We start from the raw sequence: 25,135 nt of genomic DNA on the forward strand, positions 1-25,135 counted from the left end.
GTCACCGACAACCGTCGCCGACAACAATGCACAACGATGGAGATATGCCATGTTCGATACCCTCAAGCGCGCCACCCTCTCGGCGCCCCTTTTCCTGTCCCTGTTGCTGGCCAGCCAGGCCGCCCAGGCGGATCTGCCGGGAATGCGTGGAACCCAGCACTTCGGCTTCACCGTGCCCGACCGCCAGGCGGCGGTGGATTTCTTCGTCGAGGTGATCGGCTGCGAGGCCTTCTTCACCATCGGCCCCTTCGGGCCCTTCGATGACGACTGGATGGGCGTGAACCTCGACGTCCACCCCGAGGCCACCATTCCCGCCGCCCACCTGGTGCGCTGCGGCAATGGCACCAACCTGGAGATCTTCGAGTACACCGCCCCCGACCAGCGCACCGAGCAGCCACGCAACAGCGACATCGGCGGACACCATATCGCCTTCTACGTGGATGACATGGACAGCGCGGTGGCCTATCTCGAGCAGCATGACGTGGAGGTGCTCGGCGAGCCCAAGACCTTCACCGAAGGCCCCATGGAGGGGCTGACCTGGGTGTACTTCATGGCCCCGTGGGGCATGCAACTGGAACTGGTCAGCTCACCCCATGGCATGGGCTATGAGGCCGACACCGGCAGCCGGCTCTGGGATCCGCGCCACTAGCCGGAGGCGCGCGGCGGCACCGTCCGGTGCCGCCCTCACGGCAGGCGCCGGGCGGCCCTGGCGGGCACGCGCTCGACCGGCGACACTCAGGAGACGGGGAATCTCCGTGTCACCATGCCCGCGAGCCCAGGATCCTCCTGCGAAGCCGCCGAGGTGGGGAGCGTGCCATGACCACCAAACCGCATTGGGAACGCCTCTATGCGACCAAGCCGTCGCATCGGCTCGGCTGGTACGAACCCAGCCTGCAGACCTCCCTGGCCCTGATACGGCGCACCGGAGTCACCCGGGCGGCCCCGATCATCGACGTGGGAGGCGGCGCGTCCACCCTGGTGGACGACCTCCTGGAGGCCGGCTTCGAGGATCTCACCGTCCTCGACATCGCCGCGGCCGCCCTGGCACAGGCGCGAGCGAGGCTCGGCGAGCGTGCCGGCCGGGTGCGCTGGATCGAGGGGGACGTCACCGACGTAATACTCCCCGACGACCACTACGCGATCTGGCACGACCGGGCGGTCTTCCATTTCCTGACCGACGCCGAGGACCGGACCCGCTACGTCGACCGGCTATGGCGAGCGCTGACCGCGGGGGGGCATATCGTGATCGCTACCTTTGCCCCCGAGGCACCGCCGACCTGCAGCGGCCTCGCGGTGGTCCGCTACACCCCGGAAGGCCTCCACCGGGAACTCGGCGCCTCGCTCACCCTCCGCGAGCACCACCAGGCACTGCACGTCACGCCGGGCGGCGTGGAGCAGAGGTATCTCTACTGCCGTTTCCAGAAACCGGACTGATCAGCAACGAGCTCAGCTCGCCACTTCCAAGCGTTCGAGCAGCGCCGGCAGCGCGGCCTCGAGATCGAGGTCGGGCAGTGCCTGGATCAGGGCGACATGGCTGGCGGCCAGGAAACGCTGCGGGTCGTCGATGGCGGCCTGGAAGGCGTTGACCAGTTCGACCAGCGTCTCGGGGGTCTCCCCCACCTGCATGGCGCCGTGCACCAGCATCGCCATGTCGCGACAGCCGCGCACCCGGCGCCAACGCTGGGCGGTGCCCACCAGCTTGCGACCCTTGATGCGCACATTGAAGCGGCCATCGCAGTAGGCGCCGGGGGCCGAGCCGAGATCGGCATCCTGTACGCCGAGCGAGGCGAGCCAGTCGCACCAGGGGTCGCCGAGCCGACGATAGCCCCACTCCAGGTGCGCCGCGGAGCTGCCGACCCGGCAGCGCAGCGCCAGCGCCACGTTGACCACCGCCGGGGACTGGGGCACCGGGGTGCCGCCGGTGGAGCGGAACAGGATCGGCCAGCCCCGCTCGCGCAGCGCCCGGCGCGCCGCGGGGAAGCCCTCGAGGCGCTCATGGCGCCGCGGCATCACCAGGGCCCGATCCGTGGGCGACCAGGCCAGCAAGCCGAACTCGCTCTCGCCCTGGCAGATCGACTCCAGCAGCGCCTCCTCCGCGGCCAGGCCGTCACCCACGGTGGGCCGCTGCAGCGGCAGGCTCGCCTCGTCGATAGCCGGTACCACGCTCATGCCCCACTCCCCTATTCGGCCGCTACGGCCAGTTCGTGATCGAACCCCGGCGGCGCCAGGGTCTCGATACGCTCGCACAGCGTGTCGAGGAAGGCCGCCGCCGGGGCGCCATTGACCGCGCGGTGATCGAAGGTCAGCGACAGGCCGATGACATCGGCCGCCCGCCCGCCAGCCGATACTGGCACGGCCCGGGTCTCGACACCACCGATGCCGAGGATCGCCACCTGGGGGACGTTGAGGATCGGCGTGAAGTGGTGTACCCGGGAGCGCCCCAGGTTCGAGACCGTGAAGGTCGCGCCGGTGAGCTCGCCGACGCTCAGCTTGCCGGCCTGGGCCCTGGCCACCAGGGCGCGGCGCGCCTCGGGCAGTTCGCCCAGGGTCAGTGCCTGGGCATCGAACAGCGCCGGGGCCACCAGCAGGTCGCCGGGCAGCGGGATCGCCAGCCCCAGGTGCACCGCCTGGTGCTCGGTGATGCGGTTCTCCTCCAGGGTGGCGTTGAGCGCCGGGAAGTCGGCCAGGGTCTGCACCACCAGGCGCAGCAGCAGATCCTGCACCGAGGGTGCGGCCCGGCCGGTCGCCCGGCAGCGCTCCCGCAGCGCCTGCAGGGCATCGAGTCGCGCGCTGGCGTGATGAGTGAGCTGGGCCGACGACTGCAGGCTCTGTAGCATCTTCGAGGCGATCATGCCGCGCATCCCGCGCAGCGGCTCCACTCTCGCCGGCGGCGCCCTTGAGGCGTCGGGGCCCGCCTCCTCCGGGGCGGGCGGGGCAGTGTCATGGGTTTCCAGTTTCATGGCGTGTCTCCTCAAGCCTCGAGACGGGCGATGGTTGTACCCTTGGTCACCACTTCGTCCTCGGCCTTGGCGATGCTCAGCTTCCCCGAAACCGGCGCCTCGATCTCGTACTGGGCCTTTTCCACCATTACCTCGGCGACCAGGTCGCCCTGGGCGACCTCGGCGCCATCGTCCACCAGCCAGGCGGTGATCACGGCCTCGCTGTCGCCCTCCCAGAGGTCCTCGGGTACGGTGATCTCGGTCGTCATATGGGTCTCTCCTCAACTCTCGTTCAGCATCTGGTGAAAGGCGGCGACGATCTTGTCGGCACTGGGCAGCGCCCACTGCTCCATGGTCGGCGCGAAGGGAATCGGAATGTCCGGATAGGCCACCCGCTTGGGCGCGGCCTTGAGCCGGGTGGCGGCGTGCTCGGCCACGCTGGCGATGATCTCGCCGCTGACCCCGTAGCTGTGGTAGTCCTCGTCGACCACGATCAGCCGGCCGGTCCTGGCCACCGAGGCGCGCACGGTGTCGCGGTCCAGCGGCACCAGGCTGCGCAGGTCGACCACCTCGGCGGAGAACCCCTCCTCCTCCAGCGCCCTGGCGGCGCGCAGGCAGTGGTGCACGCCGGCGCCGAGGCTGACCAGCGTCAGGTCATGGCCCTCGCGCACCACCGCGGCCTTGCCGATCTCCACGGTATAGGGTTCCTCGGGCACCGCCACGGTGGCGCCCTTCTCGGTGCCCAGCCAGCCCATGCCCTGCAGTGCCTTGTGGTACATGAACACCACCGGGTTGTCGTCGCGGATCGCCGCGGTCATCAGCCCCTTGGCGTCATGGGCGTTGCTCGGCACCACCACCTTCATGCCCGGCAGGTGGGCGAAGGTGGCGTAGAGGCACTGGGAGTGCTGGCCGGCATCGGAGTAGCCGCCGCCGGTGGAGGTCATCAGCACCATGGGCACCTTGACCCGGCCGCCGGAGAAGTAGCTGTTCTTGGCCATCAGGTTGTAGATGGCGTCCATGCACACCCCGAAGAAGTCGACGAACATCAGCTCGACGATGGGCCGCATGCCGTCGGAGGCGGCCCCCACGGCGGCACCGATAAAGGCGGTCTCCGAGATGGGGGTGTCGCGCACCCGCTCGGCGCCGAACTCGTCATACAGGCCCCGGGTGTTGCCGAAGACCCCGCCCAGGGGGCCGATGTCCTCGCCCATCACGAAGACCCGGGGGTCGGCACGCATCTCCTGGGCCATGGCCTCGGCCATGGCCCGGGCGATGGTCAGCTTGCGGCTGGAGGTGGTAGTACTCATGGCGTGACTCCTTCGCCCAGCGGCTCGCCGGGCCGTACGATGATCTTGATATGCGACTTGTCGTTGAGCAGGACCTCGAACCCCTCCTCGACCACGTCGTCCAGCGCGATACGCGCGGTGATCAGGTCCTCGGCCCGGAAGTAGCCCTGCTGCATCAGGGCCATCACGGCGGGGTAGATATGCCGGTAGGCGATGATGCCCTTCAGGGTGCGTTCCTTGATCACCAGGTCGTTGGGCTGGAAGGCGGCCTCGGTCTCCCAGATGCTGACGATCACGGTCTCGCCGCCGGCATGGGTGGCGTTGATGGCCTGGTCCAGCACGGCGGGTAGGCCGGTCACCTCGAAGGCGAAGTCGGCACCGCCCTGGGTCAAGGCATGGACCTGGGCCACCGCGTCCTGCTCCCGGGGGTCCACGGCCCGGGCACCCAGCTCGGTCGCCTTGCGCCGACGCGAGTCCGACGGCTCCACGGCCACGATCCTGGCGGCACCGGCGGCCTTGAGCGCCTCGATGATCATCAGGCCGATGGGGCCCGCCCCGAAGACGACGGCGCTGTCGCCGGCCTTCAGGGCGCTCTGCCGCACGGCGTGCAGGCCCACGGCGGCCGGTTCGATCAGGGCACCCTGCTCATAGGAGAGGTCATCGGGCAGGGGGTGGACCATGTGCTCGCCCACCACGGTGTACTCCGAGAAGCCGCCGCCGCCGCCCGAGAGCCCGTGGAACCCCAGCAGGGGCGTCAGGTTGTAGCGCTCCATCAGGTAGTGGCCATCCTGGTTGGGCGAGAGGATGGGCTCGATGGCCACGCGGTCCCCGGGCTTGACCCGGGTGACGCGCTCCCCCACCTCCACGACTTCGCCGGCGAACTCGTGGCCCATGATGATGGGAGCCCGCTGCTGGCTGAGCGGATGCGGCGCATCGACCGGGATGAAGATGGGGCCGGCACTGTATTCGTGAAGGTCACTGCCGCAAATACCGCAGGCGGCGACCTTCACCTTGACCTGGTGAGGATCCCGAAGGGTCGGGACCTCGACCGTTTCCACGCGAAGGTCCCTGGCGCGATACCAGACCGCCGCTTGCATGGTGCTCATGGCATTGTCTCCAGTTTGTTGGTGTCGATCGGCGATCAGACGAAGACGGTTTCCAGCGCCGCCTCGGGCGGCAGGAACTCGCTCTGCTGGGCGAAGCGGATGGCCGCCTCGACCCGCTCGTGGGCCTCGGCGACCAAGTCGGCGTCGCCGGCCTCGTCGAGCACCCCCGCGTCGAGCAGCGCCCGGCGATAGCGCGGGATCGGATCCGTGAGCCCCTCCTTCTCGCCCTTGGGCCGGTAGTCCTCGCCGTCGCCCATGAAGTGGCCGGCGAGCCGCACGGTCTCGATCTCGATCAGGCTCGGTCCCGCCCCCTCCCGGGCCCGCGCGATGGCAGTGCCGGCGGCGGCGAACACGCCCTCCACGTCGTTGTCGGCCACGTGGTGGCCGGGCATGCCGTAGGCGCTGGCGCGCCGGTCGTTGCGCGGCACCGCGGTGGAGGCCTGCTTGGCCACCGAGATGCCCCAGGCGTTGTCCTCGATCACGAAGACCACCGGCAGTTGCCACACCGCCGCCAGGTTCAGCGCCTCGTGGAAGGCCCCCTGGTTGGCGGCCCCTTCGCCCATAAAGGCCACGGCGACTCCAGGTGTTCCTTGCAACTTCCTCGACAGTGCCGCGCCCACCGCCGGGCCCAGGCCCTCGCCGATGATCCCCGAGCAGGAGAAGTTCACGGCCGCGTCGAAGAGGTGCATATGGCCGCCGCGACCGCCGGCTAGCCCGGTGGCCTTGCCGAAGATCTCGGCCACCATGGCGTCGAGGTCGACCCCCTTGGCCACGGCGATATGGTGGGGCCGGTGGGTAGCGGTGACGATGTCCTCCGGGGTCAGGTGGGCACAGACCCCCACCGCACAGGGCTCCTGGCCGTTGGAGAGGTGCATCTCGCCGGGGATCGGCCCCTTGGCCATGTTGAACACCGGGGTCTTGCCCTCCATGTAGAGCGCCTCGATGCGCTCCTCGAGGTAGCGGCTGAGTACCATGTTGCGGTACATCCAGCGCCGCTGGTCGACTGTCGGTTGCATAGGGGTTCCTCCTCTCAGAGCTCGCCGCGCGACATGCGCTCAGCGATGTGGTCGGCCTGGCGCAGGGCCAGGGCGACGATGGTCAGGGTCGGGTTCTCGGCGCCGCTGGAGGTGAACTGGCTGCCGTCGGAGACGAACAGGTTGTCGATGTCGTGGGTCTGGCCCCACTGGTTCACCACGCCATCGGCGGGCCGGGCGCTCATGCGGTTGGTGCCGACGTTGTGGCTGGTGGGAAAGTCCGGCACGTCGAAGACGCGCACCGCGCCCACCGCCTCGTAGCACCTGGCGGCCTGCTGCTGGCCGTGGCGGCGCAGGCGCTCGTCGTTGGGGTGGTCGCCCTTGTAGACGATCGGCACCGGCAGGCCGTACCGGTCCTTGCGGGAGTCGTGCAGGGTGATGCCGTTGCGCTCGACCGGCAGGTCCTCGCCGCAGATCCACACCCCGGAGAGGTGGTCGTACTTCTCGAGGATGGCGGCATAGTCGCGCCCCCAGCCGCCGTTGGCCGGGTCCATGAACTTGGCGAAGAAGGGAATGCCCAGCGACATCACCTCCAGGGTGTAGCCGCCGACGAAGCCCCGCGAACGATCGAGGCGCGCCTCGTCGGAGATGATCCCGGCGAAGGTGGTGCCGCGGTGCATGTTCACCGGTTTCGGCATCTCGGCGAACACGCAGGCGGTGGCGTGGGTCATGTAGTTGCGCCCCACCTGGCCGGAGGAGTTGGCGAGCCCCTCGGGGAACAGCGACGAATGGGAGTTGAGCAGCAGCCGCGGCGACTCGATGGAGTTGCCCGCCACGCAGACCGCGCGGGCCCGCTGGCGCTGCAGGTTGCCGTCGCCGTCGGCATAGACCACCGCCGTGGCCCGCCCATCGCTGTCGTGCTCGATCGTGAGCGCCATGGCATGGGGTCGCACCTCGCAGTGCCCGGTGGCCTCGGCGCGGGGAATGTCGGTGTACATCGTCGACCACTTGGCGCCGAACCGGCATCCCTGCATGCAGAAGCCGGCGTGCAGGCAGGGGGGCCGCTCGTCATAGGGCCGGGTGTTGATGGCCATGGGACCGGCGCGCAGCTTTTCGTAGCCGACCCGCCTGGCGCCCTCGGCCAGCACCTTGAAGTTGTTGTTCCAGTCGTGCAGCGGCATGCCGGTGGACTCGCCGGTCACCCCCATGTGGCGCTCGGCCTTCACGTAGTAGGGCTCGAGTTCCTCATAGGAGATCGGCCAGTCCAGCAGGTTGGCCCCGGCGATGTCGCCGACTTCGCTGTGCAGGCGGAACTCGTGGGGCTGGAACCGCAGCGCCACGCCGGCCCAGTGGATGGTGCTGCCGCCCACCCCCTTGACGATCCAGGCCGGCAGGTTGGGAAAGGTCTCGGTGAGCTGGCGGGGGCCGGCGGTGATGCGTTCGTCGAGCCAGGAGAGCTTCTCGAACATGGCCCACTCGTCGTTCTCGATGTCCTCCAGGGCGTGGCGCTTGCCGGCCTCCAGCACCACGCTCTTGATGCCCTTGCGGGCCAGGGCGTGGGCCAGGGTGCCGCCGCCGGCCCCGGAGCCGATGATCACCACCACCCCGTCATCGTCATGGGCGAATCGGGTACTCATGGCGTGTCTCCTCTCGTTCACTCGTTGTCGGTTGTTATTGGTCGCGGGTGCGGTACTCGGGGGCCCATCACAGCCAGTCGATCACCAGGTCGTCGAAGCCACGGTTGAGATAGCCGCCCTGCTCCCAGGAGGAGCCCTGGTAACCGAAGTGCGGCTCCCACAGCTCCGAGTCGTTGTAGAGGCCCACCACCAGGGTGTTGCGTACGGCCTGGAAGAAGTCGCCATCCTGGATCTCGCGCAGCAGCGCCTCGCGCTCGGCACCGCTGTCGATCCCGGCGTAGGCGTGGCCATGGGCGGCCCGGGCACGGCGGTCCAGGTCGTCGAGGCCGGCGGCGATCATGTCGCGTTGCTCTTCGAGCAGCGGGGTGAGCGGCTCCAGGTAGTAGCGGTCCTCGATCGCCTCGTGGGGATAGATGTCGCGCCCCAGGCGCAACAGGCGATTGGCCAGCTCGGGCTCGGCCAGGGCCCAGCGCGGCCACAGGCCGGTGGCGCCCAGCGCCAGGCTGCCGGCGGTCAAGGCGCCGGTGAGGGTGAGGAAGCGGCGACGGCTGAGCATCGCCCGGGAAGCGTCGGTCATGGCGTGACTCCTCGATCTCTTCTTGTTCGAGGGCCGCAGGTCGGAAGACGGCGGCCACGCCCTTCCCATGGCGGAATTCATGCCAGGTTGGCCGAAGCTTTCGGTAACCGGTTATTTGCAGAGGAAAAATAACTTCTCACCGGGCACCGGGCGGCGTCCGGCCAGGCCACAGGCGTGACACTCGGCGTGACAGCAGGCTTTACACCGCTCGTTACACCTGTAACCGGGGGCGACGAAGGTCGTATCTCGGGGCGGGGCCGGGCCCCTTACCTTGAACACATGACAACGACAAGACCGCGACCGGCAGAGGCACGCCATGACCGCCACCCTGAGCCAACGCCAGCACATCGACACCATTCTCCAGTCCCTGGCCAGCCCCAGTGCCGAGGGCGAGGCGGCGATGATCGAGCGCTCCTGGCGGCGCTGCATCGACCGCTACGGCCTCGACCCGGCGCGCCCGACGCCGCCGCGCTACGTGCCCGGGGCCACCCTGCGCGAGCACCAGGACCAGGCCGATGCGCTGCTCCAGGTGGCCCGGGCCGGGGTCGAGCAGCTCTACCGTCAGGTCGCCTCGCTGGGCTATGTGGTGCTGCTCACCGATGCCCGCGGCATCGCCGTGCAGTTTCTCGGCGCCAAGCGCGACCAGCGCGAGCATCAGCGCACCGGCCTCTACCTGGGCGCCGACTGGAGCGAATCCCGTGCCGGCACCTGCGCGGTGGGCACCTGCATCCACGAGCGCAGCGCCCTGACCTGCCACCACAGCGACCACTTCAGCGCCCACCATATCCAACTGACCTGTACCGCGGCGCCGGTCTTCGACCCCCACGGCCAGCTGCTGGCGGTGCTCGACATCTCCGCCTACCACTCGCCGGAGTCCAAGCACTCCCAGACCTTCGCCCTGCAGCTGGTCAAGTACACCGCCAAGATGATCGAGGACGCCTACTTCCTGCAGCGCTACGCCGACCATCCCATCGTCTGCCTGGACCGCTCGCGGGAGTTCGTGCAGATCAACCGCCGCTACCTGCTGGCCATGGAACCGGACGGCAGCCTGGTGGCGGCCAACACCGCCGGGCGCAAGCTGCTGCGCCACCACGAGCTGCCGCTGCCGGAGGCCGGCGAGGCACGCCCCTTCCGGGCCTGGAACATCCAGGACCTGCTCGACGCCGGGGTCGACGAGGTGCTGGCCATTCCCCAACACAGCGACGACCGGGTGCGCGCCTTCCGCACCCACCGCCATCGCGAACTCCACTTCGCGACCCTGATCGAGCCGCCCCGGCGAGCCAGCGCGGTGCCCGGCCCCGGCGCGCGGCGCGACTCGAGCCTGGCGCCACTGGAGGCGCTGGCCGACGACGACCCGGCGATGCGCGACACCCTCACCCGGGCCGCGCGACTGCGCAACGAGCCGATCAACATCCTGGTGATCGGCGAGACCGGTACCGGCAAGGAGCGTATGGCCCGCGCCCTGCACGAGTCGAGCCGACGCCGCGACAAGCCCTTCGTGGCCATCAACTGCGCGGCGATGCCCGAATCGCTGATCGAGAGCGAACTGTTCGGCCATGAGCCGGGGAGTTTCACCGGTGCCCGCAGCAAGGGCATGAAGGGGTTGATCGCCCAGGCCGACGGCGGCACCCTCTTCCTCGACGAGATCGGCGACATGCCGCTGCAGCTGCAGACCCGGCTGCTGCGGGTACTCGCCGAGCAGGAGGTGCTGCCGATCGGCGCCAGCCGCCCCATCAAGGTCGACCTGCGGGTGGTGGCCGCCACCCACCGCGACCTGCGCGGGCTGATCGCTGAGGGGCGTTTTCGCGAGGACCTGTTCTACCGCCTCAACGGCGCCAGCCTGCGCCTGCCGCCGCTGCGCGAGCGGGCCGACAAGGGCTACCTGATCCGCCGCATCTTCGACGAACTCAACCAGCAGCGTGACGCCCGGGTGCGCCTGCGCGGCGATGCCATGAGCGCCCTGCTCGCCTACCCCTGGCCGGGCAACATCCGCGAGCTGCACAACGCCCTGCACTACGCCCTGGCCACCTGCGAGGGCGACGAGATCGTGGTAAACGACCTGCCCGAGGAGTGCACCCACGGCCAGCTGGCCCACCCCGGTGCCAGCCCCGGCCTGGCGGCGCCGGGCATCACCGGCACGTCACCCGCGGCGACTCGCGGAGGCCCCGAGCAGGACCTGCTCCATCGCTCGCTGTGTCGCCACCAGTGGAACATCAGTGCCGTGGCCCGCGAACTCGGGCTGTCGCGGCCCACCATCTACCGGCGCATGAAGCGCATGGGCATCGTGCCGCCCAACCAGCAGCCACCGCAATGAGACCGCCCGGGGGAGCACCCCGGGCGGTCGAGAGGCCGGGCCGGCCTGGACGCCTCAGACGTGCATGATCTCCCCCTTCAGCGAGTAGGCGATGCCGAGCACCTCCTGACGCGTCTGGGCGTCGATGCCATGGCGGTCGAGGACGCCCAGGATATCGTCGATGGCGGCCATGTACTCCGCCTCGCTGATATTCATGCCGCGATGCGCCTCCGGCATGCTGCGTCCCCGGTACTCCACGGGGCCGCCGCTCCCGGCGGCGAGGAAGTCTCGCAGGTGCCCCTTGACCACCTCCAGGTGATCGGGGTCCTCGCGATAGGGCAGGAAGCGGGCCCGGATCCGCGGGTTCTGCATATGGGACTCGACGATGTCGTCGACCAGCGAGGCGATGCCCCGCTCTCCGCCCAGGCGTTCGTAGAGGTTGGTACTTGTCATGTGACACCTCCCGGGTCGGCCGGATAGCCGACCCTCACCACTGGTGGTGGACGACCTCGGGCCGTCCGGAACAGACCAGTCGGTACAGTCTCGATCACACAAAAAGGCCTCACTTAGTGGCGGCCGAGAAGTAGAAGTCGAGCATGGCCCCGAGTGGACCTGGGTCGCGGCGCAACCGGCTACGCAAGGCGGCGCCCTCCCAGCAGTCCACCAGCAGGTCCGCCATCTGGCGAGGATCGCTGTCCGGCGGCAGGTCACCCTGCTGCCGTGCCTCCTCCAGGCAGTCGGCGACCCGCACGGCGATGCCGGCGAAGCAGGTCTCGATCTTGCGCCGGAACGTCTCGCTGATCCCCGACAGCTCCTGGCCGACCCCGCCGAGCAGGCAGCCCAGGTAGCCTTCCTGGCGGTACTTCTCCTGCGACAGCTCGAAGAACCGGCGCACCCGCTCCAGGGGCGGCAGACTGGCGTTGCCCAGGCTCAGATCCAGCCCGTGGTGGACCTCCTCCATGTAGCGGTCGATGACCTGCAGGGCGAAGTCCTCCTTGCTGCGGAAGTGATGATAGAAGGACCCCTTGGGCGTCCCCGTCGCCTCCAGCAGCGCCTGGATTCCCAGGTGGTTGTAGCCGTTCTCCAGCAACATGGCGAGTCCCGCCTCGAGCAAGCGCTCCTTCGTCACATGCGTCATACGTCATCCCTTCAGACCGACCGGTCTAATCTTCAGTATCGCCCACAGGCGCGGGGCGTCAAGTCGCCCACCTCAGGCGTTATAGACCACCTTCCCCTGCTCGCCGAGGTCATAGCCGCCGAGCGCCTCGGCCCGCTCGGCGAAGCGCGGCTCCCGGGCGAAGGCCAGCAGGCGCTGCACCGGCGACTCGAAATAGTCGCGCCGGCGCAGCAGCAGATCGAAGGGCTCCCAATGCAGTGGCAGGAAGTCGATACCCTGGCGGCGCGCCGCCGCCTCGACCCCGAGCCCCACGTCCGCCTCCCCCTCGCGGATCGTCAGGGCCAGGTCGTCCTCGCTCAGCGCCAGATGGGGGGCGAAGGTCAACGCCTGGAGGTTCACGCCCTCCCGGGTCACCAGGTGGCGCAGCAGCCGCTCCGCCCCGGCATCCGGCTGACGGCGCGCCACCACCAACCCCGGCCGCTCGAGATCGGCCAGGCCGGTGAGCCCGCGGGGGTTGCCCGGCGCGAGCAGCAGCCCCTGGCAGCGCCGTACCCAACGCACCCCCACCAGGTCACGCATGCCGCCCAGGCCGAGACGCGGCGGGGCATTGTAGTCACCGCTCTCCGGGTCGATCAGGTGCACCGCGGCGAGCATCGCCTCGCCCTGTGCCAGGCGGCGCACCCCATCGCCGCTGCCGTGACAGAGCAGCGCCAGGTCGCAGCCGCTCTCGCGCACCGCCCACTCCAGCAACGGATCCTGGCTACCGGCCAGCACCGGCGGCGCCGGTCGTCGACTGGCCTGGTCCCCCTCCAGATGGTGCATCAGCCACAGGTCGAGGCTATGGCGCGGGAAGAGCAGCTTGCCGGTGACCCGGGTGCAGGGGATCACCCCCTGGGCGACCAGATCGTAGATCTTGCGCTCCTTGAGCCGTAGGTAGTCGGCCGCCTCGGCTGTCGTGAGGTAGGTGTAAGGCGTCGCCATCGGATCGTCTCTCGTCGTTTCACTGCATGATCCTGCATGAATTTCAGCATAGGATGCATCGGCGTCTAGTCATGCGGATGATGCAAGGAAGTCACGGGGAGTGCCATGCCGACCACCGACAACGCCTTCGCCACCGCCCTGCGCCTGGTGCTGCACCTCGACCCGGCCCTGCGGGAGATCGTCGCCCTGTCGCTTCAGGTGTCGCTTGCCGCCGTAGCGGTCGGCGCGCTGATCGGTCTTCCCTTGGGCGCCGCCCTGGCGCTGTGGCGCTTCCCGGGTCGCGGCGCGGTCGTGGTGGTGCTCAATGCCCTGATGGGGCTGCCGCCGGTGGTGGCGGGGCTGGCGGTCTACCTGCTGCTGTCTCGGGCCGGCCCGCTGGGGCAGTTCGGCCTGCTGTTCACGCCCGGCGCCATGGTGGTCGCCCAGGTCCTGCTGATCCTGCCGATCATCGCCGCCCTGACCCGCCAGCAGGTGGAGGAGTTGCACGCCGAATACCGGGAACAGCTGCAGTCGCTCGGGCTGTCACGGCTGCGCCGGATCCCCACCCTGCTGTGGGATGCCCGCTTCGGCCTGATGACGGTGATACTGGCCGGCTTCGGTCGCGCCAGCGCCGAGGTGGGCGCGGTGATGATCGTGGGCGGCAACATCGACGGCGTCACTCGGGTCATGACCACGGCGATCGTGCTGGAAACCAGCAAGGGCAACCTGCCGCTGGCCCTGGGCCTCGGCCTGGTGCTGCTCGCCCTGGTCACGCTGATCAACGGTGCCGCCTACCTGGTGGGCGAGACGGCCCGGAGGCGACTGGGATGACCCAAATGGCCCATCAGCTGCCCGAACTGGCGATCCCGGCCCTGCGCTTCGAAGGTGCGAGTGTGGTCCACCGCAGCCAGACGCTGCTCCAGCCGCTGACCCTCTCCCTCGACGGCTGCCGGCGCACCCTGGTGATGGGGCCCAACGGGGCCGGCAAGAGCCTGCTGATGCGCCTGGCCCACGGCCTGCTGCTCCCCAGCGCCGGGCAGGTGTACTGGGAAGGCAAGCCACCGCGCCAGGCGATGGTCTTCCAGCGCCCCGTGCTGCTCAAGCGCTCCGCCCTGGACAACCTCACCTACGCCCTGGCCGTCAGCGGCACCCCTTGGCGGGCACGCAAGCCACTGGCCCGCGAGGCCCTGGCGCGCTTCGGCCTGAGCCCCCTGGAAAGGCGCCCGGCGCGGGTCCTCTCCGGCGGCGAGCAGCAACGCCTGGCCCTGGCCCGGGCCTGGCTGCTCGCCCCGGAGGTGCTGTTCCTCGACGAACCCACCGCCGCCCTGGACCCGGCCTCGATGCGCGCCGTGGAAGCGGCGGTCCTCGACTTCCATGCCCGGGGCACGCGCATCCTGATGACCACCCATGACCTCAACCAGGCGAAACGGCTGGCAGACGACGTCGTGCTGCTCCACGAGGGGCGCCTGATCGAACACAGCGACGCCGAGCGCTTCTTCACCACACCGGCCTCCCCGACCACCCGCGCCTTCATCGACGGCGATCTGATCTGGTAGCGCGGATGACAACCACAGTAAGGAAGACGAGATGCCGAAAGCCGGACTCATCCTCGCCGCACTCGCCCTGATGGGGCCATCGCTTAACGCCGCCGCCCAGAACATCGGCCATATCACCCTGGCCTCTACCACCTCCACCGAGAACTCGGGCCTGTTCGGCGCCATCATTCCCGCGTTCACCGAGGCCACCGGCATCGAGGTGCGCGTAGTGGCCGTGGGCACCGGCCAGGCCTTCGAGATCGCCCGCCGCGGCGATGCCGACAGCCTGCTGGTGCACGACACCGAAGGCGAAACGCGCTTCGTCGCCGACGGCCATGGCACCGAACGCGCCGACGTCATGTATAACGACTACGTGCTCGTCGGCCCGGCCGGCGATCCGGCCGCCATCGCCGATGCCGAGACGGCGGCCGAAGCCTTCGCGCTGATCGCCGCCGCCGAGGCGCCCTTCGCCTCCCGCGGTGACGACAGCGGCACCCACCGTGCCGAACAGCGCCGCTGGGAAGCCGCGGGGATCGCCCCGGCTTCCCCCTGGTACCGCGAGCTCGGCAGCGGCATGGGCGCCACCCTCAACACCGCCGCCGCCATGGACGCCTACGCCATGACCGACCGCGCCACCTGGGTCGCCTTCGACAACCGCCAGGGGCTCGCGCTGCTGTTCGAGGGCGACGAGACGCTGTTCAACCAGTACGGCAGCGTGCGGATCTCCCCCGAGCGCCATCCCCACCTCAAGCACGACCTCGCCGCGCAGTGGCACGAATGGCTGCTCTCCGAGGCCGGCCAACAGGCCATCGCCGACTTCCGAGTCGACGGCCAGCAGCTGTTCTTTCCCAACGCCGAATAACTTCGCGTCCGTGCCGCCTGGGGTGAGGATATCCTCGTCTGGCAGTCATTCAGCCGAGTCGGAACAGCTCCCGCGGGGCCTCCTCCAGGATGTACCGACGGTCATCTTCATCGCCGACCCAATCAGCCAGCCAGTCGAAGGTATCCCGGTAGGTGTGCCTGCCCTCATGCCGGGTCCAGGGCCAGTCACTGCCCCATACCAGCCGCTCTCGACCGAGATGCTCCAGCAGAGCTCGTACATGTGGCCTGAGGTCTCGTACGGGGGAGCGATAAGGCGCCGACAGCTTGACCCAGGTGCGCCCGGCTCGCCCGGCATCCAGCAGCAGGCGGAAGCCGCCGTCGGCAAAGGGATCGGCCTCGACGGGTAGCCCCAGATGATCGATGACCAGGGTGACACCGTGCTGGTGCAGCGCCGGAAAGAGTTCCGGGAGGCGGCTTCCCTCCAGGTGCAGCTCAAGGTGCCAGTTCAATGCCTTGAGGCGATCCAGGAAATCGATCCAGCGACAATCGTCCAGGTCCGGCAGCTCACAGCGCCGTTCGATGAGATTCCAGCGCACACCGACGATACCGGCGGCATCCAGCTCACGCATCTCCGCCAGGCTTGTACCCTTGGGCAGTTGCACCACCCCCCGGTAGTTCTCATCGAGTTTGCCCAGGATCTCCAGCAGCTCGCGGTTATCGTGGCCCAGGAAGCTGGGTTGCACGAGTACCCCGCCGCGGAGCTTGCGGTCATCCAGGTGACCCTGCCACTCGTCGAGCGGTGCCGGCCGCGACGGACGGTAGTTGGACCCCTTGGTCTCATCCACCCGGGCGTAGACGTGAGCATGGCAGTCGAATCCTCGCTTCACTCTCGATTCCTCTCCGTCATCCGAGCAGGGACTTGTCCCCGGCGTTTCGACTTGAACTTAAGTCTAGTTCTCTAGAGAACTGGTTGACTAGAAGTATACACTGGTCTTTAGTGACAGCAACCAGACAGCGGAATCCCGCTTGGAGAACCCACATATGAGCGCACTGAACATGCCCCGTGCCGATGGACGACTCCCGCTCTACGCCCGGTTGCGCGATCAGTTGGCGTCCCGGATCGCCAATGGCGAATGGTCACCCGGCGACATGATCCCGTCCGAGAACCGCCTCGCCGAGGAGTATGGCGTCGCGCTGGCCACCATGCGCATGGGGCTCAAGCAGCTCGTGGACGAAGGCTTGCTGGAACGGCGCCGGGGCACCGGCACCTTCGTCAAGCAACCGGCATTTCGCGCCGACCTGTTCCGCTTCTTCCACGTTCACGATGTAGAAGATCCAGACGGCCCGGTGATTCCCGAAAGCCGGATCCTCACCCGCCAGGAAGTCGACTTGCCCCCCGAGGTCAAGCGAGCCTTCGGCGACGACGCTGGCACACGCTGCCTCAAGTTGGAACGCGTGCGTCTCTGGGCCGGAGATCCCTTGCTGTTCGAGGAGATATTCCTGCGCCTGCCCGATTTCGATGGACTGATGTCACTCGATCCCAAGGAGATGGGGCCCCTGCTCTATCCGGTTTTCCTGCAGGAATTCGGGATCCTCATCTCGTCTGCGACGGATGAGCTTTCGTTCGGTACCGCCACCTCGGCCAGCGCCAAGCATCTGGCGCTACCTGCCGATTCACCGGTTGCCGTCATCGAGCGCGTTGCGCGCAACCCGGTGGGTCGTGTCATCGAGTATCGCCGCGTGCACGGCCGCCCCGAGCGGTTTCGTTATCGCGTCACCCTCGGCGAACAGCCCACCTGATGTGCTTGCACTGTGCCACCTCCCCACCGATCCCAAACGACAGGTACAACAAATGAAAGCCACGCTGCTCTTCACCGCCGCCGCCATCTCAGCCGCTGCCTTCACTCCCGTCATGGCAAGCGACTACCCCAACCGCCCTATCGAAATCATCGTGCCGGCGCCCGCCGGTGGCGGCACGGACAACGTCGCCCGAATGCTCAACCAGTACCTCGAGCAGGAACTGGGCCAACCCGCCGCCGTGCTCAACATCGCCGGTGGCGGTGGCGCCATCGGCGTCAACCAATTGGCCCGGTCGCGTCCCGATGGCTATACCCTGCTCTCCACCTGGAACAGCCCCATCACCACGGTGCCGCACATGCAGCGCGTGCAGTACTCCTACGAGACGCTGACCCCGATCACCAGTACCTCGCAGAGTGCCTATACCCTTTGCGTATCGCCTGATTTCCCGGCTGAAAACGCCGAGGAGTTTCTTGCCGAGTTGCAGGCCAACCCCGGCCAATACACCTACGGCAACGATGGCGTCGGCGGCACCATGCGCCTGGCCGCCGAACGGATCTTCGACGCCTTCGACATCACCGCCCGCCCCATCCCCTTCGGTGGCGCCGGCGAAACCCTGCAGAACTTTCTCGGTGGCCACGTCGACATCTACGGTGGCTCCATCACGCCGGTGCTGCCCTATGTCGAGGATGACCAGACCAAGTGCCTGCTGGTGACCTCTGCCGATGACAACGAAGCCCTGCCCCAGGCATCCGGGCTCGCGGCCCTGGGCCACCCGGAGCTGGAGACCGTACTCTGGCGCATGATGCTGGGCCCGGAAGGCATGGACGAGGAGCGTGCCGAAGTGGTCGCCGACGCCGTGGCCCGTGCCGTGGAACACCCGGAGTTCCGGGACTTCCTCACCGCCCAGGGCGAAACTCTCAATCTGGTACGTGGAGAAGAACTGCGCGATCGGCTGCGGCTGGAGACGGAGGCCATTGGCGAGACCCTGGAGAGCCTCGGCCTCAAGCAACACTGACCTGTGCCTGCACAGAGAGCCATCATGTCCATGAATTACAGAGACTTCTTCTCTGGCATCGCCTTCCTCATCATCGGCACCACCACTGCCTGGATGGGGAAGGGTTTCTATGCCGACGCCGCCTACATCCCTATCGGGGCAGGAACCCTGATGGGGCTGTTCTCGCTGCCACTGATCTGGCGAAGTTCGCGGAGCCTGCTGGCCGGACGAGCCAGCAGGCAACCCGTAGCGGCCCTGGTGGATCACCCCGGACGCTTCCTGGCCACGCTGGGCTGCTGCCTGGTCTATTACACGGCCCTGCCGACCGTGGGCTTCTATACCACCAGCGCCCTGTTCATCATCGTGCTGGCCCCAGTGTTGGGAGAGCGACGACCCGTGGTAGTCCTTAGCATCACCCTGGTCTTCATCACCCTGCTGTACGGCCTGTTTGCCATGGTGCTGAGGCGCCCCTTGCCCGTCGAGTTCTTCCTCGCTTCGTAGAAAGGGTGTCCCGATGTTCGAATCACTGTTGAATGCACTCCCGGTGGCGCTGCAGCTCGGGTCGCTGGTCAGCCTGGTCGTTGGCACCCTGATCGGCATCCTGATTGGCGCCCTGCCGGGCCTCAACCCGGTCATGGCCATTGCATTGATGCTGCCGCTGACCTACGGGTTCGACCCCATCATCGCCCTGGGGCTGGTGGCCGGCATCTACAACGGCTCCATGTACGGCGGCTCCATCCCGGCCATCCTGCTCAACATTCCGGGTACGCCGGCCGCCATCGCCACCACCTTCGATGGCTATCCGATGACACGCAAGGGGCAAGGCGGCCTCGCCCTCAAGACCGCATGCTGGTCATCTGCCATCGGCGGTATCGTCAGCGCCCTGGCCCTGATGATGCTGGCCCCCATGCTGGCCAAGGTGACCCTGGCCTTCGGCCCCTCGGAGTATTTCTGGGTGGCCCTCTTCGGTCTCGTCAGCATTGCCGTCCTGGTCGGCAAGGACATCAGCAAAGGCATGCTCAGCGCCTTGCTCGGCGTCATCATCGGCCTCGTGGGCGTCGACGCCATCAGTGGAGCCGAGCGCTACACCTTCGGCACTCTCTACCTGGTGGGCGGCTTCGAGCTGCTGATCGTCTTGATCGGGCTCTATGCCGTTCCTCCGGTGCTGGAGATGGCGGAAAAGCGCAACGAATCCTACTTCAATGCCGACAGCTTTCGCGTCACGGCCGGTGACGGTAGCCTGGGCCTGGTGCGGCGCTACTGGCGGACCTGGACCCGCTCCTCGGTGATCGGCGTCTGTGTCGGTATCCTGCCCGGTGCCGGCGGCAACCTCGCGGCGCTGCTCAGCTACAACGAGGCCAAGCGAAGAGCCCCCGATCCCGAGACCTTCGGCACCGGCAACCCGGTCGGCGTCGCCGCGGCCGAATCCGGCAACAGTGCCGACAACGCCTCGGCCATGATTCCCTCCCTGACGCTGGGCATTCCAGGCAACCTGATCGCCGCCCTGGTACTGGGTGCCTTGATGATCCACGGACTTCAGCCCGGCCCACAGCTCTTCACCCGTTCGCCCGATGTGGTCTTCGGCTTCATGTGGCAGCTGCTGCTGACGGCCATGTTGCTCCTGCTGCTCGGCGGCATGGTCGCCACTCGCCTGTTCGCCCAGATCCTGCGCATGCCCACTGCACTGCTGGTGCCCACCACCCTGGTGTTGATGGCCATAGGGATCTACACCGTCAACGGCAACGTAACGGACCTTTATGTCATGCTGGCCTTCGGTCTGGTCGGCTACCTGCTCAATCGCCTCGCCTTCCCATTGGCACCCGTGGTGCTGGGGGTCCTGTTGGGCCCCATGGCCGAGCAGAACCTGCGCCTGTCCATGCTGATCTCCCAGAATGACTGGACGGTCCTGTTCACCCGCCCCATCTCCCTGGGCATCATCGCTCTCCTTGCGGCGGTCCTGCTCTCCCAGCTCTGGAAGGCGTTGCGTCAGAGGCGACGCTTGTCTGAAGCTTGAATCGGTATGCCATGTGAAAACACTGGTCATCGAAGACAACCCGAACCTGGCCAACTCCATCGCCACCTTTCTCGAGGAAGCCGGGTTCCAAGTGGAAACCTGCGGCGACGGCCGGAGTGCCGAGCTCATGCTGCGGTCCCTCTCCTTCGATTTGATCCTGTTGGACTTGGGGCTGCCCAAGTTGGATGGCATCCATTTGCTCCGCCGCTTGCGCAGCCGGCATGACAAGACGCCCGTGTTGATCATTTCGGCACGGGACGCCCTCGACCAGCGGGTGCTGGGCCTGGAGGAAGGTGCCGACGATTACCTGGCCAAGCCCTTCTCACTGGTGGAGGTGGTCGCACGGGCGAAGGCACTGGTACGCAGGGCCAAGCAGTTCGGAGAGAACAGCCTGCAATGCGGTGACATCGAGCTTCCTTCCGGCAGCCCGGCCGTCCTGGTAGGTGGGCAGCCAGTCACGCTGCATCGCCGCGAGCGTGAAGTGCTCGAGTATCTGCTGATCAACCAGGGGCGCCTGGTGAGCAAGGCGCAGCTCGCCGACCGCCTCTCCGACCTGGACGACATCCTTACCCACAGCGCCGTCGAGACCTACATCTCGCGCCTGCGCAAGAAGATCGGTGATGGCGTGCAGCTACGCACCGTGCGCGGGCTTGGCTACCTGCTCGATGCCAAGCCCAACTGATATGGCCTCAATTCGCTCCCGCCTCCTGCTCTGGATCGGCTTGCCTTTTAGCCTGGTCGGCCTGCTGACACTCGTCACCAGCTACTACGTGCTCTCTCGCCAGATCACCGAAACGTTCGACGACATGCTGCTCAACGCCGCGGAGCGTCTGGAGCGGCGCATCTACTCGGTAGATGGCGAGCTGCGCATCAACATGCATTACTTCAGCATCAGCACCCTGGGCAGCCGGGGGGATGGCAAGATCTTCTACCGAATACGCGATACCGAGGGCAACATACTGGCGGGCTTCGATGGCCTGCAGGACCCGCCGGGCCCACTCGACGAGCCGCTGTTCTTCGATACTCGCTACGCCGGTAACGCCCTGCGCGCCGTTGCCACCACCTTCCCCGTGGTTCGCTCGACACGCAGCGGGCAAATCGAAGTGATCGTGGCCGAGTCCACCGAAGCGCGGGAAAGCCTGATCAACGAGTTCCTGCTCACACTCTCGATCCTGATCACGATCGGCGGCCTGCTGGCCGTGACCATCGCCATGCTGGCCATCCACCGTGGCCTTGCCCCACTGCGCTCGATCAGCCGCTCGCTTCGCCGTCGCTCGCAGAACGACCTGGAGCCGATCACGGCCGACGTGCCAAGGGAAGTCTCTACGCTGGTCGCCAGCATCAACGGCTTGATGATGCGAATGCGCCAGAGCATACACAACACTCAGCAATTCAATGCCGACGTCTCCCATCAATTGCGCACTCCCGTATCGGAGATTCGCGCCCTGGCGGAACTTACCGCTCGGCAGTGTGCCGACCCGGGGGCGCGGCATAACCTGCATGAGATCGGCCGCATTGCGGAAAGCGCCGGCTACACGGTTCAGCAACTGCTGACCCTGGCCAAGGCGCGTCATGAACTGGTGGATGCTTCCGCCATGACCGTCGTCGACCTTGCCGAGATCTGCCGGCAAGCCTGCACCGAAGCGATCTCGCGCATCTATCAGCGCGGCCAGGAGCTCGAGTTCTGCGAACGGGAGACTGGCTGCCGGATCATGGGCGACAGCGTGATGCTGCGCTGGCTGGTCCAGAACCTGATCGAGAACGCCAGCCAGCATGCGGGCGGCGGCCAGCCTTATCGCGGCACCCTCTACGTGGCGGTTGCCTACAGCGCCCAGACGGTACGGCTGCGGGTCAGCGACGACGGTTGCGGCGTGAGCCCGCAACAACTCACCCGACTGACCGAACGCTTCTTCCGCGCCAGCCCCGGGACGCCAGGCAGCGGGTTGGGGCTGGCCATCGTCAACGAGATCGCCCGCGCCCACGGCGCCTCGATGGAACTCGATAGCCCACCCGGTCAAGGGCTCTCGGTGACCGTGACCTTCCCCCCCTCTAGCGCCCCCCTCGCCGGCTCAGCGAAATGACCACCGGTGTGGCCAGGATCAACAGCAGCAGGCGCAGCACGTGGTGCGACACCACATAGACGGGATCGACATCCAGCGCCACCGCGATTACCGCCATCTCCCCGACGCCTCCCGGCAGAAGCGCCAACAGCGCCGCCGCGAAGGTATGGGACGTAAATGTCGAAAGCAGCCAGGCGGTAGCCGCCGCCATCAGTACGGCATAGGTAGCGAACAGCACTCCATAGCGCCCCACCCAGATGATCCGTTGCCAGGGCGTACCAGCAAAGCGCGCCCCCACCGAGCTGCCAAGCACCAGGAACGTTGCCACCAGCAGAATATCGGGTAACGCGACTCCATGACCCAGGGTAGCCAGCACTGCCCCTATCGCCATGGGCCCGAGGAACTCCGGAAGCGGAAAACGCAACAGCCTGCCCAGCCACCAGGATGCGGGGGCCAGCACTAGCAGGGTCATCGCCTGCCAATCGACACCGCCTCCCTCGCCTAGCACGATGCCACCGGCAAGGTGGCTGGCCATGAAGGCAGCGGAGGCGACCACGATGACCAGACGCATGGCATGGGTAATGGCGATCCAGCGAATGTCCACGCCCAGGCGCTCGGCAAGAATGACCGTGGCATTCATGCTACCCGGGAAGGAGCAAAACACGGCGCTCAACCGGCTCATCCCACTGAGGGAGAACAGCCAGGCGCCCCCGGCCAGCATCGCGCCCATGTAAGCCAGCATGGCCAACACACTGGGGTACCACTCCAGCAGATGCGACAGCTCGTCCAGCTCGATCCGGTTGCCGATGAACAGCCCCAGCATGGCGATGGAACCGCGGTGCAACCGCTTGTCGATGCCTGTCCGCATGCCGGCGAGCGAAGCGACCAGCACCGCGAAGAGGGGCCCGAGCATCCATGCCATGGGCAGGGAGACAAGGGTGGCAATGCCGCCACCCAGGGCTCCGATCAGTAACGTCGAAGTGGAGCGATGCGCCATCGCTCAGGCGCCGACCGGGCTTTGGCGACGCTTGATCCAGCTCATCAGGCGTTGGCCGAACAGCGATACCAGCAGCAGCGCCAGGATGATCAGCGTTACCGGGCGCTCCAGCACATAGGCCAGGTTGCCGCCGCTGATCTGGTAGGAGTGCAGCAGCGACTTCTCCGCCATTGCCCCCAGCAGCATGCCGATCACCGCAGCCGGCACCGAGTAGCCGTAGTGGCGCAGCAGCCACCCCACCACCGCGAACACCAGCACCGTCGCCGGTCCGGTCATGTTGCCGGTCAGGCCGAAGGAGCCCATCACCGCCAGCACCAGCACCGAGGGAATCAAGTAGCGCATCGGCACCTTGACGATGTTGGCCAGCAGAGGAATGAACAGCAGGCCAATCACCATCAGCAGGAACACCTGGGCGAAGTTGGCAAAGATGATGGCATAGACCACATCGGTCTGCTGGCGGATGAACTGCGGGCCGCCGGTGATATTGTGCATGGCGAAGGCTGCCAGCATTACCGCCGTGGCCCCGCCACCCGGGATACCCAGTGCCAGCAGGGTGGCCATGGAGCCTGCCTCCGAGGTGCTGTTGGCCGACTCCGAGGCCACTACCCCCTTGGGGTTGCCCTTGCCGAACGAGGAGGGATCCTTGTCACGGCGCTGGGTCTCCACGTAGGAGAGCAGGTTGGAGACCGACGACCCCACCCCGGGCACCGCCCCCACGAAGACCCCAATCAGTCCACCGCGGATCATCACCCAGGGGTAGCTCAGTGCCAGTTTGAAGCCCTGGAAGATCTCCGAGATCTTGACCTTGCGGGAAGCCTCCGACTCGACGATGAAGCCCTTGTTGGCCAGCTTGAACAGTTCCGAGGCGGCGAACATGCCCATCATGGCGGGAATCACCGGCACACCGTCGAGCAGGTAGGCCTGCCCCATGGTACCTCGCGCCATGCCCAACTCGTTGAAACCGATGGTGCCGATCAGCAGGCCCACGAAGCCGGCCAGCAGCCCCTTGAGCACCTGGTCGCCCTTGAGACTGGCGATCAGCGTCATGCCCCACAGGATGACCGCGAACATCTCGGCGGGCCCCAGCTTCAGCACCATGAGCGACAGCGGCTGGATCATCACGAACAGGATCAGGTAGCCCATCAGCACCCCGATCACCGAGGAGAGCAGCGCTACCCCCAGCGCCTGGTTGTGCTTGCCCTGGCGCGCCATGGGGTAGCCGTCGAAGGCGGTAGCGATCGCCGAGGAGGTGCCGGGTATGTTCATCAGGATGGCCGGGATGCCGCTGCCGAAGGAGCCCCCGGTGAAGATCGCAGTCAAGAACAACATCGCCTGCACGAAATCCATGTACAGCGTCATCGGCAGGAAGATCGCCATGGCCATGGAGATCTGCAGGCCCGGCGTGGCGCCGAAGATCAGCCCGATGACGATGCCCGGAACCACCACCACCCAGGGTGCGAAGCTAGAGAACAGCAGGGCCAACCCCTGCTCTACGGCGGTAAAATCGATCATGGTGTCACTCCCTCAGCCCTGTAAGACCAGCATGTGCATGGGATAAGGCAGCATCTGCGCGAAGAAGAAGGCCACGCCGAAACCGAACGTCAGGCTGTAGCTGCCCAGCAGCAACCAGTTGCGCTCACCCTTCATGACCAGAAACAGCGCAATGAACAGCACCGTGGCCACATCGAAACCCAGTGTCTCCAGCGAGACCACATAGGCCGCGAAGAGACCCACTACCGGCAGGGTGCGATGCAGCGGCTCCCCCTCGCCCTCCGGGCGGGTGAGCAAGGTTCCTTGTTTCAGGCGTAGCGCCACTTCCAGCAGCACGATGACCAGCACCACGAGGGAGAGTGGCAGGATCAAAAGGAGATTCTGCACGGCCGAAGAGACCCGAATGGCATCCAGCAGGTACCACAGGGTAAAGCCGGCCAGGGCCATGAGGACCAGCAGGTCCCCACAGTCGCGTTTGTTGGTGGACATGAGACGACTCCAGGCGACCCCAGACATGGCTGACCGGGGCCGCA

At 67.2% G+C, this 25,135-nt stretch carries 27 protein-coding genes; 12 read left to right on the forward strand and 15 right to left on the reverse strand.

What is annotated here, in order from left to right; translation table 11 throughout:
• Positions 1–49: 49 nt before the first annotated feature.
• Together C1H66_RS14515 and C1H66_RS14520 are read left to right on the forward strand one after the other, a co-directional pair.
• A complete protein-coding gene (locus C1H66_RS14515) occupies positions 50–649 on the forward strand; it encodes a VOC family protein (RefSeq protein ID WP_102628597.1) in 600 nt (199 codons plus the stop codon).
• 167 nt (positions 650–816) lie between these two features.
• Positions 817–1,434, forward strand: coding sequence for a class I SAM-dependent methyltransferase (locus C1H66_RS14520; protein WP_102628598.1), 618 nt, complete (start codon positions 817–819; stop codon positions 1,432–1,434).
• Between the two features lie 12 nt (positions 1,435–1,446).
• Here the strand turns inward: C1H66_RS14520 and C1H66_RS14525 are convergent, their stop codons facing one another.
• The 8 genes from C1H66_RS14525 to C1H66_RS14560 form a co-directional block, all read right to left on the reverse strand.
• On the reverse strand, positions 1,447–2,169 hold the full coding sequence (locus C1H66_RS14525) for a lipoate--protein ligase family protein (RefSeq protein ID WP_102628599.1): 723 nt from the start codon (positions 2,167–2,169) through the stop codon (positions 1,447–1,449).
• Positions 2,170–2,180: 11 nt separating this feature from the next.
• Positions 2,181–2,960 carry a 2-oxo acid dehydrogenase subunit E2 gene (locus C1H66_RS14530; RefSeq protein ID WP_102628600.1) on the reverse strand — a complete coding sequence of 260 codons (780 nt, stop codon included), beginning with the start codon at positions 2,958–2,960 and terminating at the stop codon, positions 2,181–2,183.
• An 11-nt stretch (positions 2,961–2,971) separates the two neighbouring features.
• Positions 2,972–3,208, reverse strand: a complete 237-nt coding sequence (locus C1H66_RS14535; RefSeq protein WP_102628601.1) for a biotin/lipoyl-containing protein — start codon at positions 3,206–3,208, stop codon at positions 2,972–2,974.
• A 12-nt stretch (positions 3,209–3,220) separates the two neighbouring features.
• The gene (locus tag C1H66_RS14540; RefSeq protein WP_102628602.1) at positions 3,221–4,246 is read right to left on the reverse strand and encodes an alpha-ketoacid dehydrogenase subunit beta; all 1,026 of its coding nucleotides are present in this window, start codon (positions 4,244–4,246) and stop codon (positions 3,221–3,223) included.
• Positions 4,243–5,331 carry a 2,3-butanediol dehydrogenase gene (locus C1H66_RS14545; RefSeq protein ID WP_276308840.1) on the reverse strand — a complete coding sequence of 363 codons (1,089 nt, stop codon included), beginning with the start codon at positions 5,329–5,331 and terminating at the stop codon, positions 4,243–4,245. Before C1H66_RS14545 ends, C1H66_RS14540 begins: the two co-directional genes overlap by 4 nt.
• A gap of 35 nt (positions 5,332–5,366) precedes the next feature.
• Entirely contained in the window at positions 5,367–6,347 is a 981-nt protein-coding gene (locus C1H66_RS14550; protein ID WP_102628603.1) for a thiamine pyrophosphate-dependent dehydrogenase E1 component subunit alpha, read from the reverse strand.
• Between the two features lie 14 nt (positions 6,348–6,361).
• Complete coding sequence (locus tag C1H66_RS14555; RefSeq protein WP_102628604.1) at positions 6,362–7,942, reverse strand: GMC family oxidoreductase; 1,581 nt, start codon at positions 7,940–7,942, stop codon at positions 6,362–6,364.
• Positions 7,943–8,009: 67 nt separating this feature from the next.
• Positions 8,010–8,519, reverse strand: coding sequence for a gluconate 2-dehydrogenase subunit 3 family protein (locus C1H66_RS14560; RefSeq protein WP_102628605.1), 510 nt, complete (start codon positions 8,517–8,519; stop codon positions 8,010–8,012).
• A 316-nt stretch (positions 8,520–8,835) separates the two neighbouring features.
• Between C1H66_RS14560 and C1H66_RS14565 the strand changes: the two genes are divergently transcribed.
• A complete protein-coding gene (locus C1H66_RS14565; RefSeq protein ID WP_102628606.1) occupies positions 8,836–10,833 on the forward strand; it encodes a sigma-54-dependent Fis family transcriptional regulator in 1,998 nt (665 codons plus the stop codon).
• A gap of 54 nt (positions 10,834–10,887) precedes the next feature.
• Here C1H66_RS14565 and C1H66_RS14570 read toward each other — a convergent pair whose 3' ends face one another.
• The 3 genes from C1H66_RS14570 to C1H66_RS14580 all read right to left on the reverse strand — a co-directional run bounded on the left by C1H66_RS14570 (position 10,888) and on the right by C1H66_RS14580 (position 12,910).
• Positions 10,888–11,265, reverse strand: coding sequence for a group I truncated hemoglobin (locus C1H66_RS14570; protein ID WP_102628607.1), 378 nt, complete (start codon positions 11,263–11,265; stop codon positions 10,888–10,890).
• Between the two features lie 109 nt (positions 11,266–11,374).
• Complete coding sequence (locus C1H66_RS14575; protein WP_102628608.1) at positions 11,375–11,950, reverse strand: TetR/AcrR family transcriptional regulator; 576 nt, start codon at positions 11,948–11,950, stop codon at positions 11,375–11,377.
• Positions 11,951–12,022: 72 nt separating this feature from the next.
• Positions 12,023–12,910, reverse strand: coding sequence for a helix-turn-helix transcriptional regulator (locus tag C1H66_RS14580; RefSeq protein WP_102628609.1), 888 nt, complete (start codon positions 12,908–12,910; stop codon positions 12,023–12,025).
• Positions 12,911–13,015: 105 nt separating this feature from the next.
• On the opposite strand from C1H66_RS14580, the gene C1H66_RS14585 reads away from it, so the two are divergent.
• The 3 genes from C1H66_RS14585 (at position 13,016) to C1H66_RS14595 (ending at position 15,286) form a co-directional block, all read left to right on the forward strand.
• Entirely contained in the window at positions 13,016–13,720 is a 705-nt protein-coding gene (locus C1H66_RS14585; RefSeq protein ID WP_102628610.1) for an ABC transporter permease, read from the forward strand.
• A gap of 5 nt (positions 13,721–13,725) precedes the next feature.
• Positions 13,726–14,445: an ATP-binding cassette domain-containing protein gene (locus C1H66_RS14590; protein WP_102628715.1), complete on the forward strand. Its 720-nt coding sequence runs from the start codon at positions 13,726–13,728 to the stop codon at positions 14,443–14,445.
• A gap of 70 nt (positions 14,446–14,515) precedes the next feature.
• Entirely contained in the window at positions 14,516–15,286 is a 771-nt protein-coding gene (locus tag C1H66_RS14595; RefSeq protein ID WP_370741343.1) for an ABC transporter substrate-binding protein, read from the forward strand.
• Between the two features lie 49 nt (positions 15,287–15,335).
• Here C1H66_RS14595 and C1H66_RS14600 read toward each other — a convergent pair whose 3' ends face one another.
• A complete protein-coding gene (locus C1H66_RS14600; protein ID WP_102628612.1) occupies positions 15,336–16,133 on the reverse strand; it encodes an amidohydrolase family protein in 798 nt (265 codons plus the stop codon).
• A gap of 169 nt (positions 16,134–16,302) precedes the next feature.
• On the opposite strand from C1H66_RS14600, the gene C1H66_RS14605 reads away from it, so the two are divergent.
• Genes C1H66_RS14605 through C1H66_RS14630 form a run of 6 tightly spaced genes read left to right on the forward strand, consistent with a single transcriptional unit; the run spans position 16,303 to position 22,135 of the window.
• Positions 16,303–17,046, forward strand: a complete 744-nt coding sequence (locus C1H66_RS14605; RefSeq protein WP_240618335.1) for a GntR family transcriptional regulator — start codon at positions 16,303–16,305, stop codon at positions 17,044–17,046.
• Between the two features lie 52 nt (positions 17,047–17,098).
• Positions 17,099–18,061, forward strand: a complete 963-nt coding sequence (locus C1H66_RS14610) for a Bug family tripartite tricarboxylate transporter substrate binding protein (protein WP_102628614.1) — start codon at positions 17,099–17,101, stop codon at positions 18,059–18,061.
• A gap of 24 nt (positions 18,062–18,085) precedes the next feature.
• A complete protein-coding gene (locus C1H66_RS14615; protein ID WP_102628615.1) occupies positions 18,086–18,541 on the forward strand; it encodes a tripartite tricarboxylate transporter TctB family protein in 456 nt (151 codons plus the stop codon).
• A gap of 13 nt (positions 18,542–18,554) precedes the next feature.
• Complete coding sequence (locus C1H66_RS14620) at positions 18,555–20,054, forward strand: tripartite tricarboxylate transporter permease (RefSeq protein WP_102628616.1); 1,500 nt, start codon at positions 18,555–18,557, stop codon at positions 20,052–20,054.
• Positions 20,055–20,067: 13 nt separating this feature from the next.
• Positions 20,068–20,736, forward strand: a complete 669-nt coding sequence (locus tag C1H66_RS14625; protein ID WP_102628617.1) for a response regulator transcription factor — start codon at positions 20,068–20,070, stop codon at positions 20,734–20,736.
• Positions 20,675–22,135: a sensor histidine kinase gene (locus C1H66_RS14630; RefSeq protein ID WP_240618336.1), complete on the forward strand. Its 1,461-nt coding sequence runs from the start codon at positions 20,675–20,677 to the stop codon at positions 22,133–22,135. The genes C1H66_RS14625 and C1H66_RS14630 overlap by 62 nt, the downstream gene beginning before the upstream one ends.
• Here the strand turns inward: C1H66_RS14630 and C1H66_RS14635 are convergent.
• Genes C1H66_RS14635 through C1H66_RS14645 form a run of 3 tightly spaced genes read right to left on the reverse strand, consistent with a single transcriptional unit; the run spans position 22,104 to position 25,091 of the window.
• On the reverse strand, positions 22,104–23,111 hold the full coding sequence (locus C1H66_RS14635) for an AbrB family transcriptional regulator (protein ID WP_102628619.1): 1,008 nt from the start codon (positions 23,109–23,111) through the stop codon (positions 22,104–22,106). The two genes, C1H66_RS14630 and C1H66_RS14635, sit on opposite strands and share 32 nt — an antisense overlap.
• 3 nt (positions 23,112–23,114) lie before the next feature.
• Positions 23,115–24,623 (reverse strand): tripartite tricarboxylate transporter permease, encoded by a 1,509-nt coding sequence (locus tag C1H66_RS14640; RefSeq protein ID WP_102628620.1) that lies wholly within the window; start codon positions 24,621–24,623, stop codon positions 23,115–23,117.
• A 12-nt stretch (positions 24,624–24,635) separates the two neighbouring features.
• A complete protein-coding gene (locus C1H66_RS14645; protein ID WP_102628621.1) occupies positions 24,636–25,091 on the reverse strand; it encodes a tripartite tricarboxylate transporter TctB family protein in 456 nt (151 codons plus the stop codon).
• Between the last annotated feature and the right edge of the window lie 44 nt (positions 25,092–25,135).

The sequence above is a fragment of the Halomonas heilongjiangensis genome, assembly GCF_002879645.1.
In the GTDB taxonomy this organism is placed as follows: Bacteria; Pseudomonadota; Gammaproteobacteria; order Pseudomonadales; family Halomonadaceae; genus Halomonas; species Halomonas heilongjiangensis.

What these genes read in the sequence shown, in the direction of transcription:
- C1H66_RS14515 (WP_102628597.1), top strand. Translation starts at nt 50, where the DNA reads ATGTTCGATACCCTCAAGCGCGCCACCCTCTCGGCGCCCCTTTTCCTG.
- C1H66_RS14520 (WP_102628598.1), top strand. Translation starts at nt 817, where the DNA reads ATGACCACCAAACCGCATTGGGAACGCCTCTATGCGACCAAGCCGTCG.
- C1H66_RS14525 (WP_102628599.1), bottom strand. Translation starts at nt 2,169, where the DNA reads ATGAGCGTGGTACCGGCTATCGACGAGGCGAGCCTGCCGCTGCAGCGG.
- C1H66_RS14530 (WP_102628600.1), bottom strand. Translation starts at nt 2,960, where the DNA reads ATGAAACTGGAAACCCATGACACTGCCCCGCCCGCCCCGGAGGAGGCG.
- C1H66_RS14535 (WP_102628601.1), bottom strand. Translation starts at nt 3,208, where the DNA reads ATGACGACCGAGATCACCGTACCCGAGGACCTCTGGGAGGGCGACAGC.
- C1H66_RS14540 (WP_102628602.1), bottom strand. Translation starts at nt 4,246, where the DNA reads ATGAGTACTACCACCTCCAGCCGCAAGCTGACCATCGCCCGGGCCATG.
- C1H66_RS14545 (WP_276308840.1), bottom strand. Translation starts at nt 5,331, where the DNA reads ATGAGCACCATGCAAGCGGCGGTCTGGTATCGCGCCAGGGACCTTCGC.
- C1H66_RS14550 (WP_102628603.1), bottom strand. Translation starts at nt 6,347, where the DNA reads ATGCAACCGACAGTCGACCAGCGGCGCTGGATGTACCGCAACATGGTA.
- C1H66_RS14555 (WP_102628604.1), bottom strand. Translation starts at nt 7,942, where the DNA reads ATGAGTACCCGATTCGCCCATGACGATGACGGGGTGGTGGTGATCATC.
- C1H66_RS14560 (WP_102628605.1), bottom strand. Translation starts at nt 8,519, where the DNA reads ATGACCGACGCTTCCCGGGCGATGCTCAGCCGTCGCCGCTTCCTCACC.
- C1H66_RS14565 (WP_102628606.1), top strand. Translation starts at nt 8,836, where the DNA reads ATGACCGCCACCCTGAGCCAACGCCAGCACATCGACACCATTCTCCAG.
- C1H66_RS14570 (WP_102628607.1), bottom strand. Translation starts at nt 11,265, where the DNA reads ATGACAAGTACCAACCTCTACGAACGCCTGGGCGGAGAGCGGGGCATC.
- C1H66_RS14575 (WP_102628608.1), bottom strand. Translation starts at nt 11,950, where the DNA reads ATGACGCATGTGACGAAGGAGCGCTTGCTCGAGGCGGGACTCGCCATG.
- C1H66_RS14580 (WP_102628609.1), bottom strand. Translation starts at nt 12,910, where the DNA reads ATGGCGACGCCTTACACCTACCTCACGACAGCCGAGGCGGCCGACTAC.
- C1H66_RS14585 (WP_102628610.1), top strand. Translation starts at nt 13,016, where the DNA reads ATGCCGACCACCGACAACGCCTTCGCCACCGCCCTGCGCCTGGTGCTG.
- C1H66_RS14590 (WP_102628715.1), top strand. Translation starts at nt 13,726, where the DNA reads ATGGCCCATCAGCTGCCCGAACTGGCGATCCCGGCCCTGCGCTTCGAA.
- C1H66_RS14595 (WP_370741343.1), top strand. Translation starts at nt 14,516, where the DNA reads ATGGGGCCATCGCTTAACGCCGCCGCCCAGAACATCGGCCATATCACC.
- C1H66_RS14605 (WP_240618335.1), top strand. Translation starts at nt 16,303, where the DNA reads ATGCCCCGTGCCGATGGACGACTCCCGCTCTACGCCCGGTTGCGCGAT.
- C1H66_RS14610 (WP_102628614.1), top strand. Translation starts at nt 17,099, where the DNA reads ATGAAAGCCACGCTGCTCTTCACCGCCGCCGCCATCTCAGCCGCTGCC.
- C1H66_RS14615 (WP_102628615.1), top strand. Translation starts at nt 18,086, where the DNA reads ATGTCCATGAATTACAGAGACTTCTTCTCTGGCATCGCCTTCCTCATC.
- C1H66_RS14620 (WP_102628616.1), top strand. Translation starts at nt 18,555, where the DNA reads ATGTTCGAATCACTGTTGAATGCACTCCCGGTGGCGCTGCAGCTCGGG.
- C1H66_RS14630 (WP_240618336.1), top strand. Translation starts at nt 20,675, where the DNA reads ATGGCGTGCAGCTACGCACCGTGCGCGGGCTTGGCTACCTGCTCGATG.
- C1H66_RS14635 (WP_102628619.1), bottom strand. Translation starts at nt 23,111, where the DNA reads ATGGCGCATCGCTCCACTTCGACGTTACTGATCGGAGCCCTGGGTGGC.
- C1H66_RS14640 (WP_102628620.1), bottom strand. Translation starts at nt 24,623, where the DNA reads ATGATCGATTTTACCGCCGTAGAGCAGGGGTTGGCCCTGCTGTTCTCT.
- C1H66_RS14645 (WP_102628621.1), bottom strand. Translation starts at nt 25,091, where the DNA reads ATGTCCACCAACAAACGCGACTGTGGGGACCTGCTGGTCCTCATGGCC.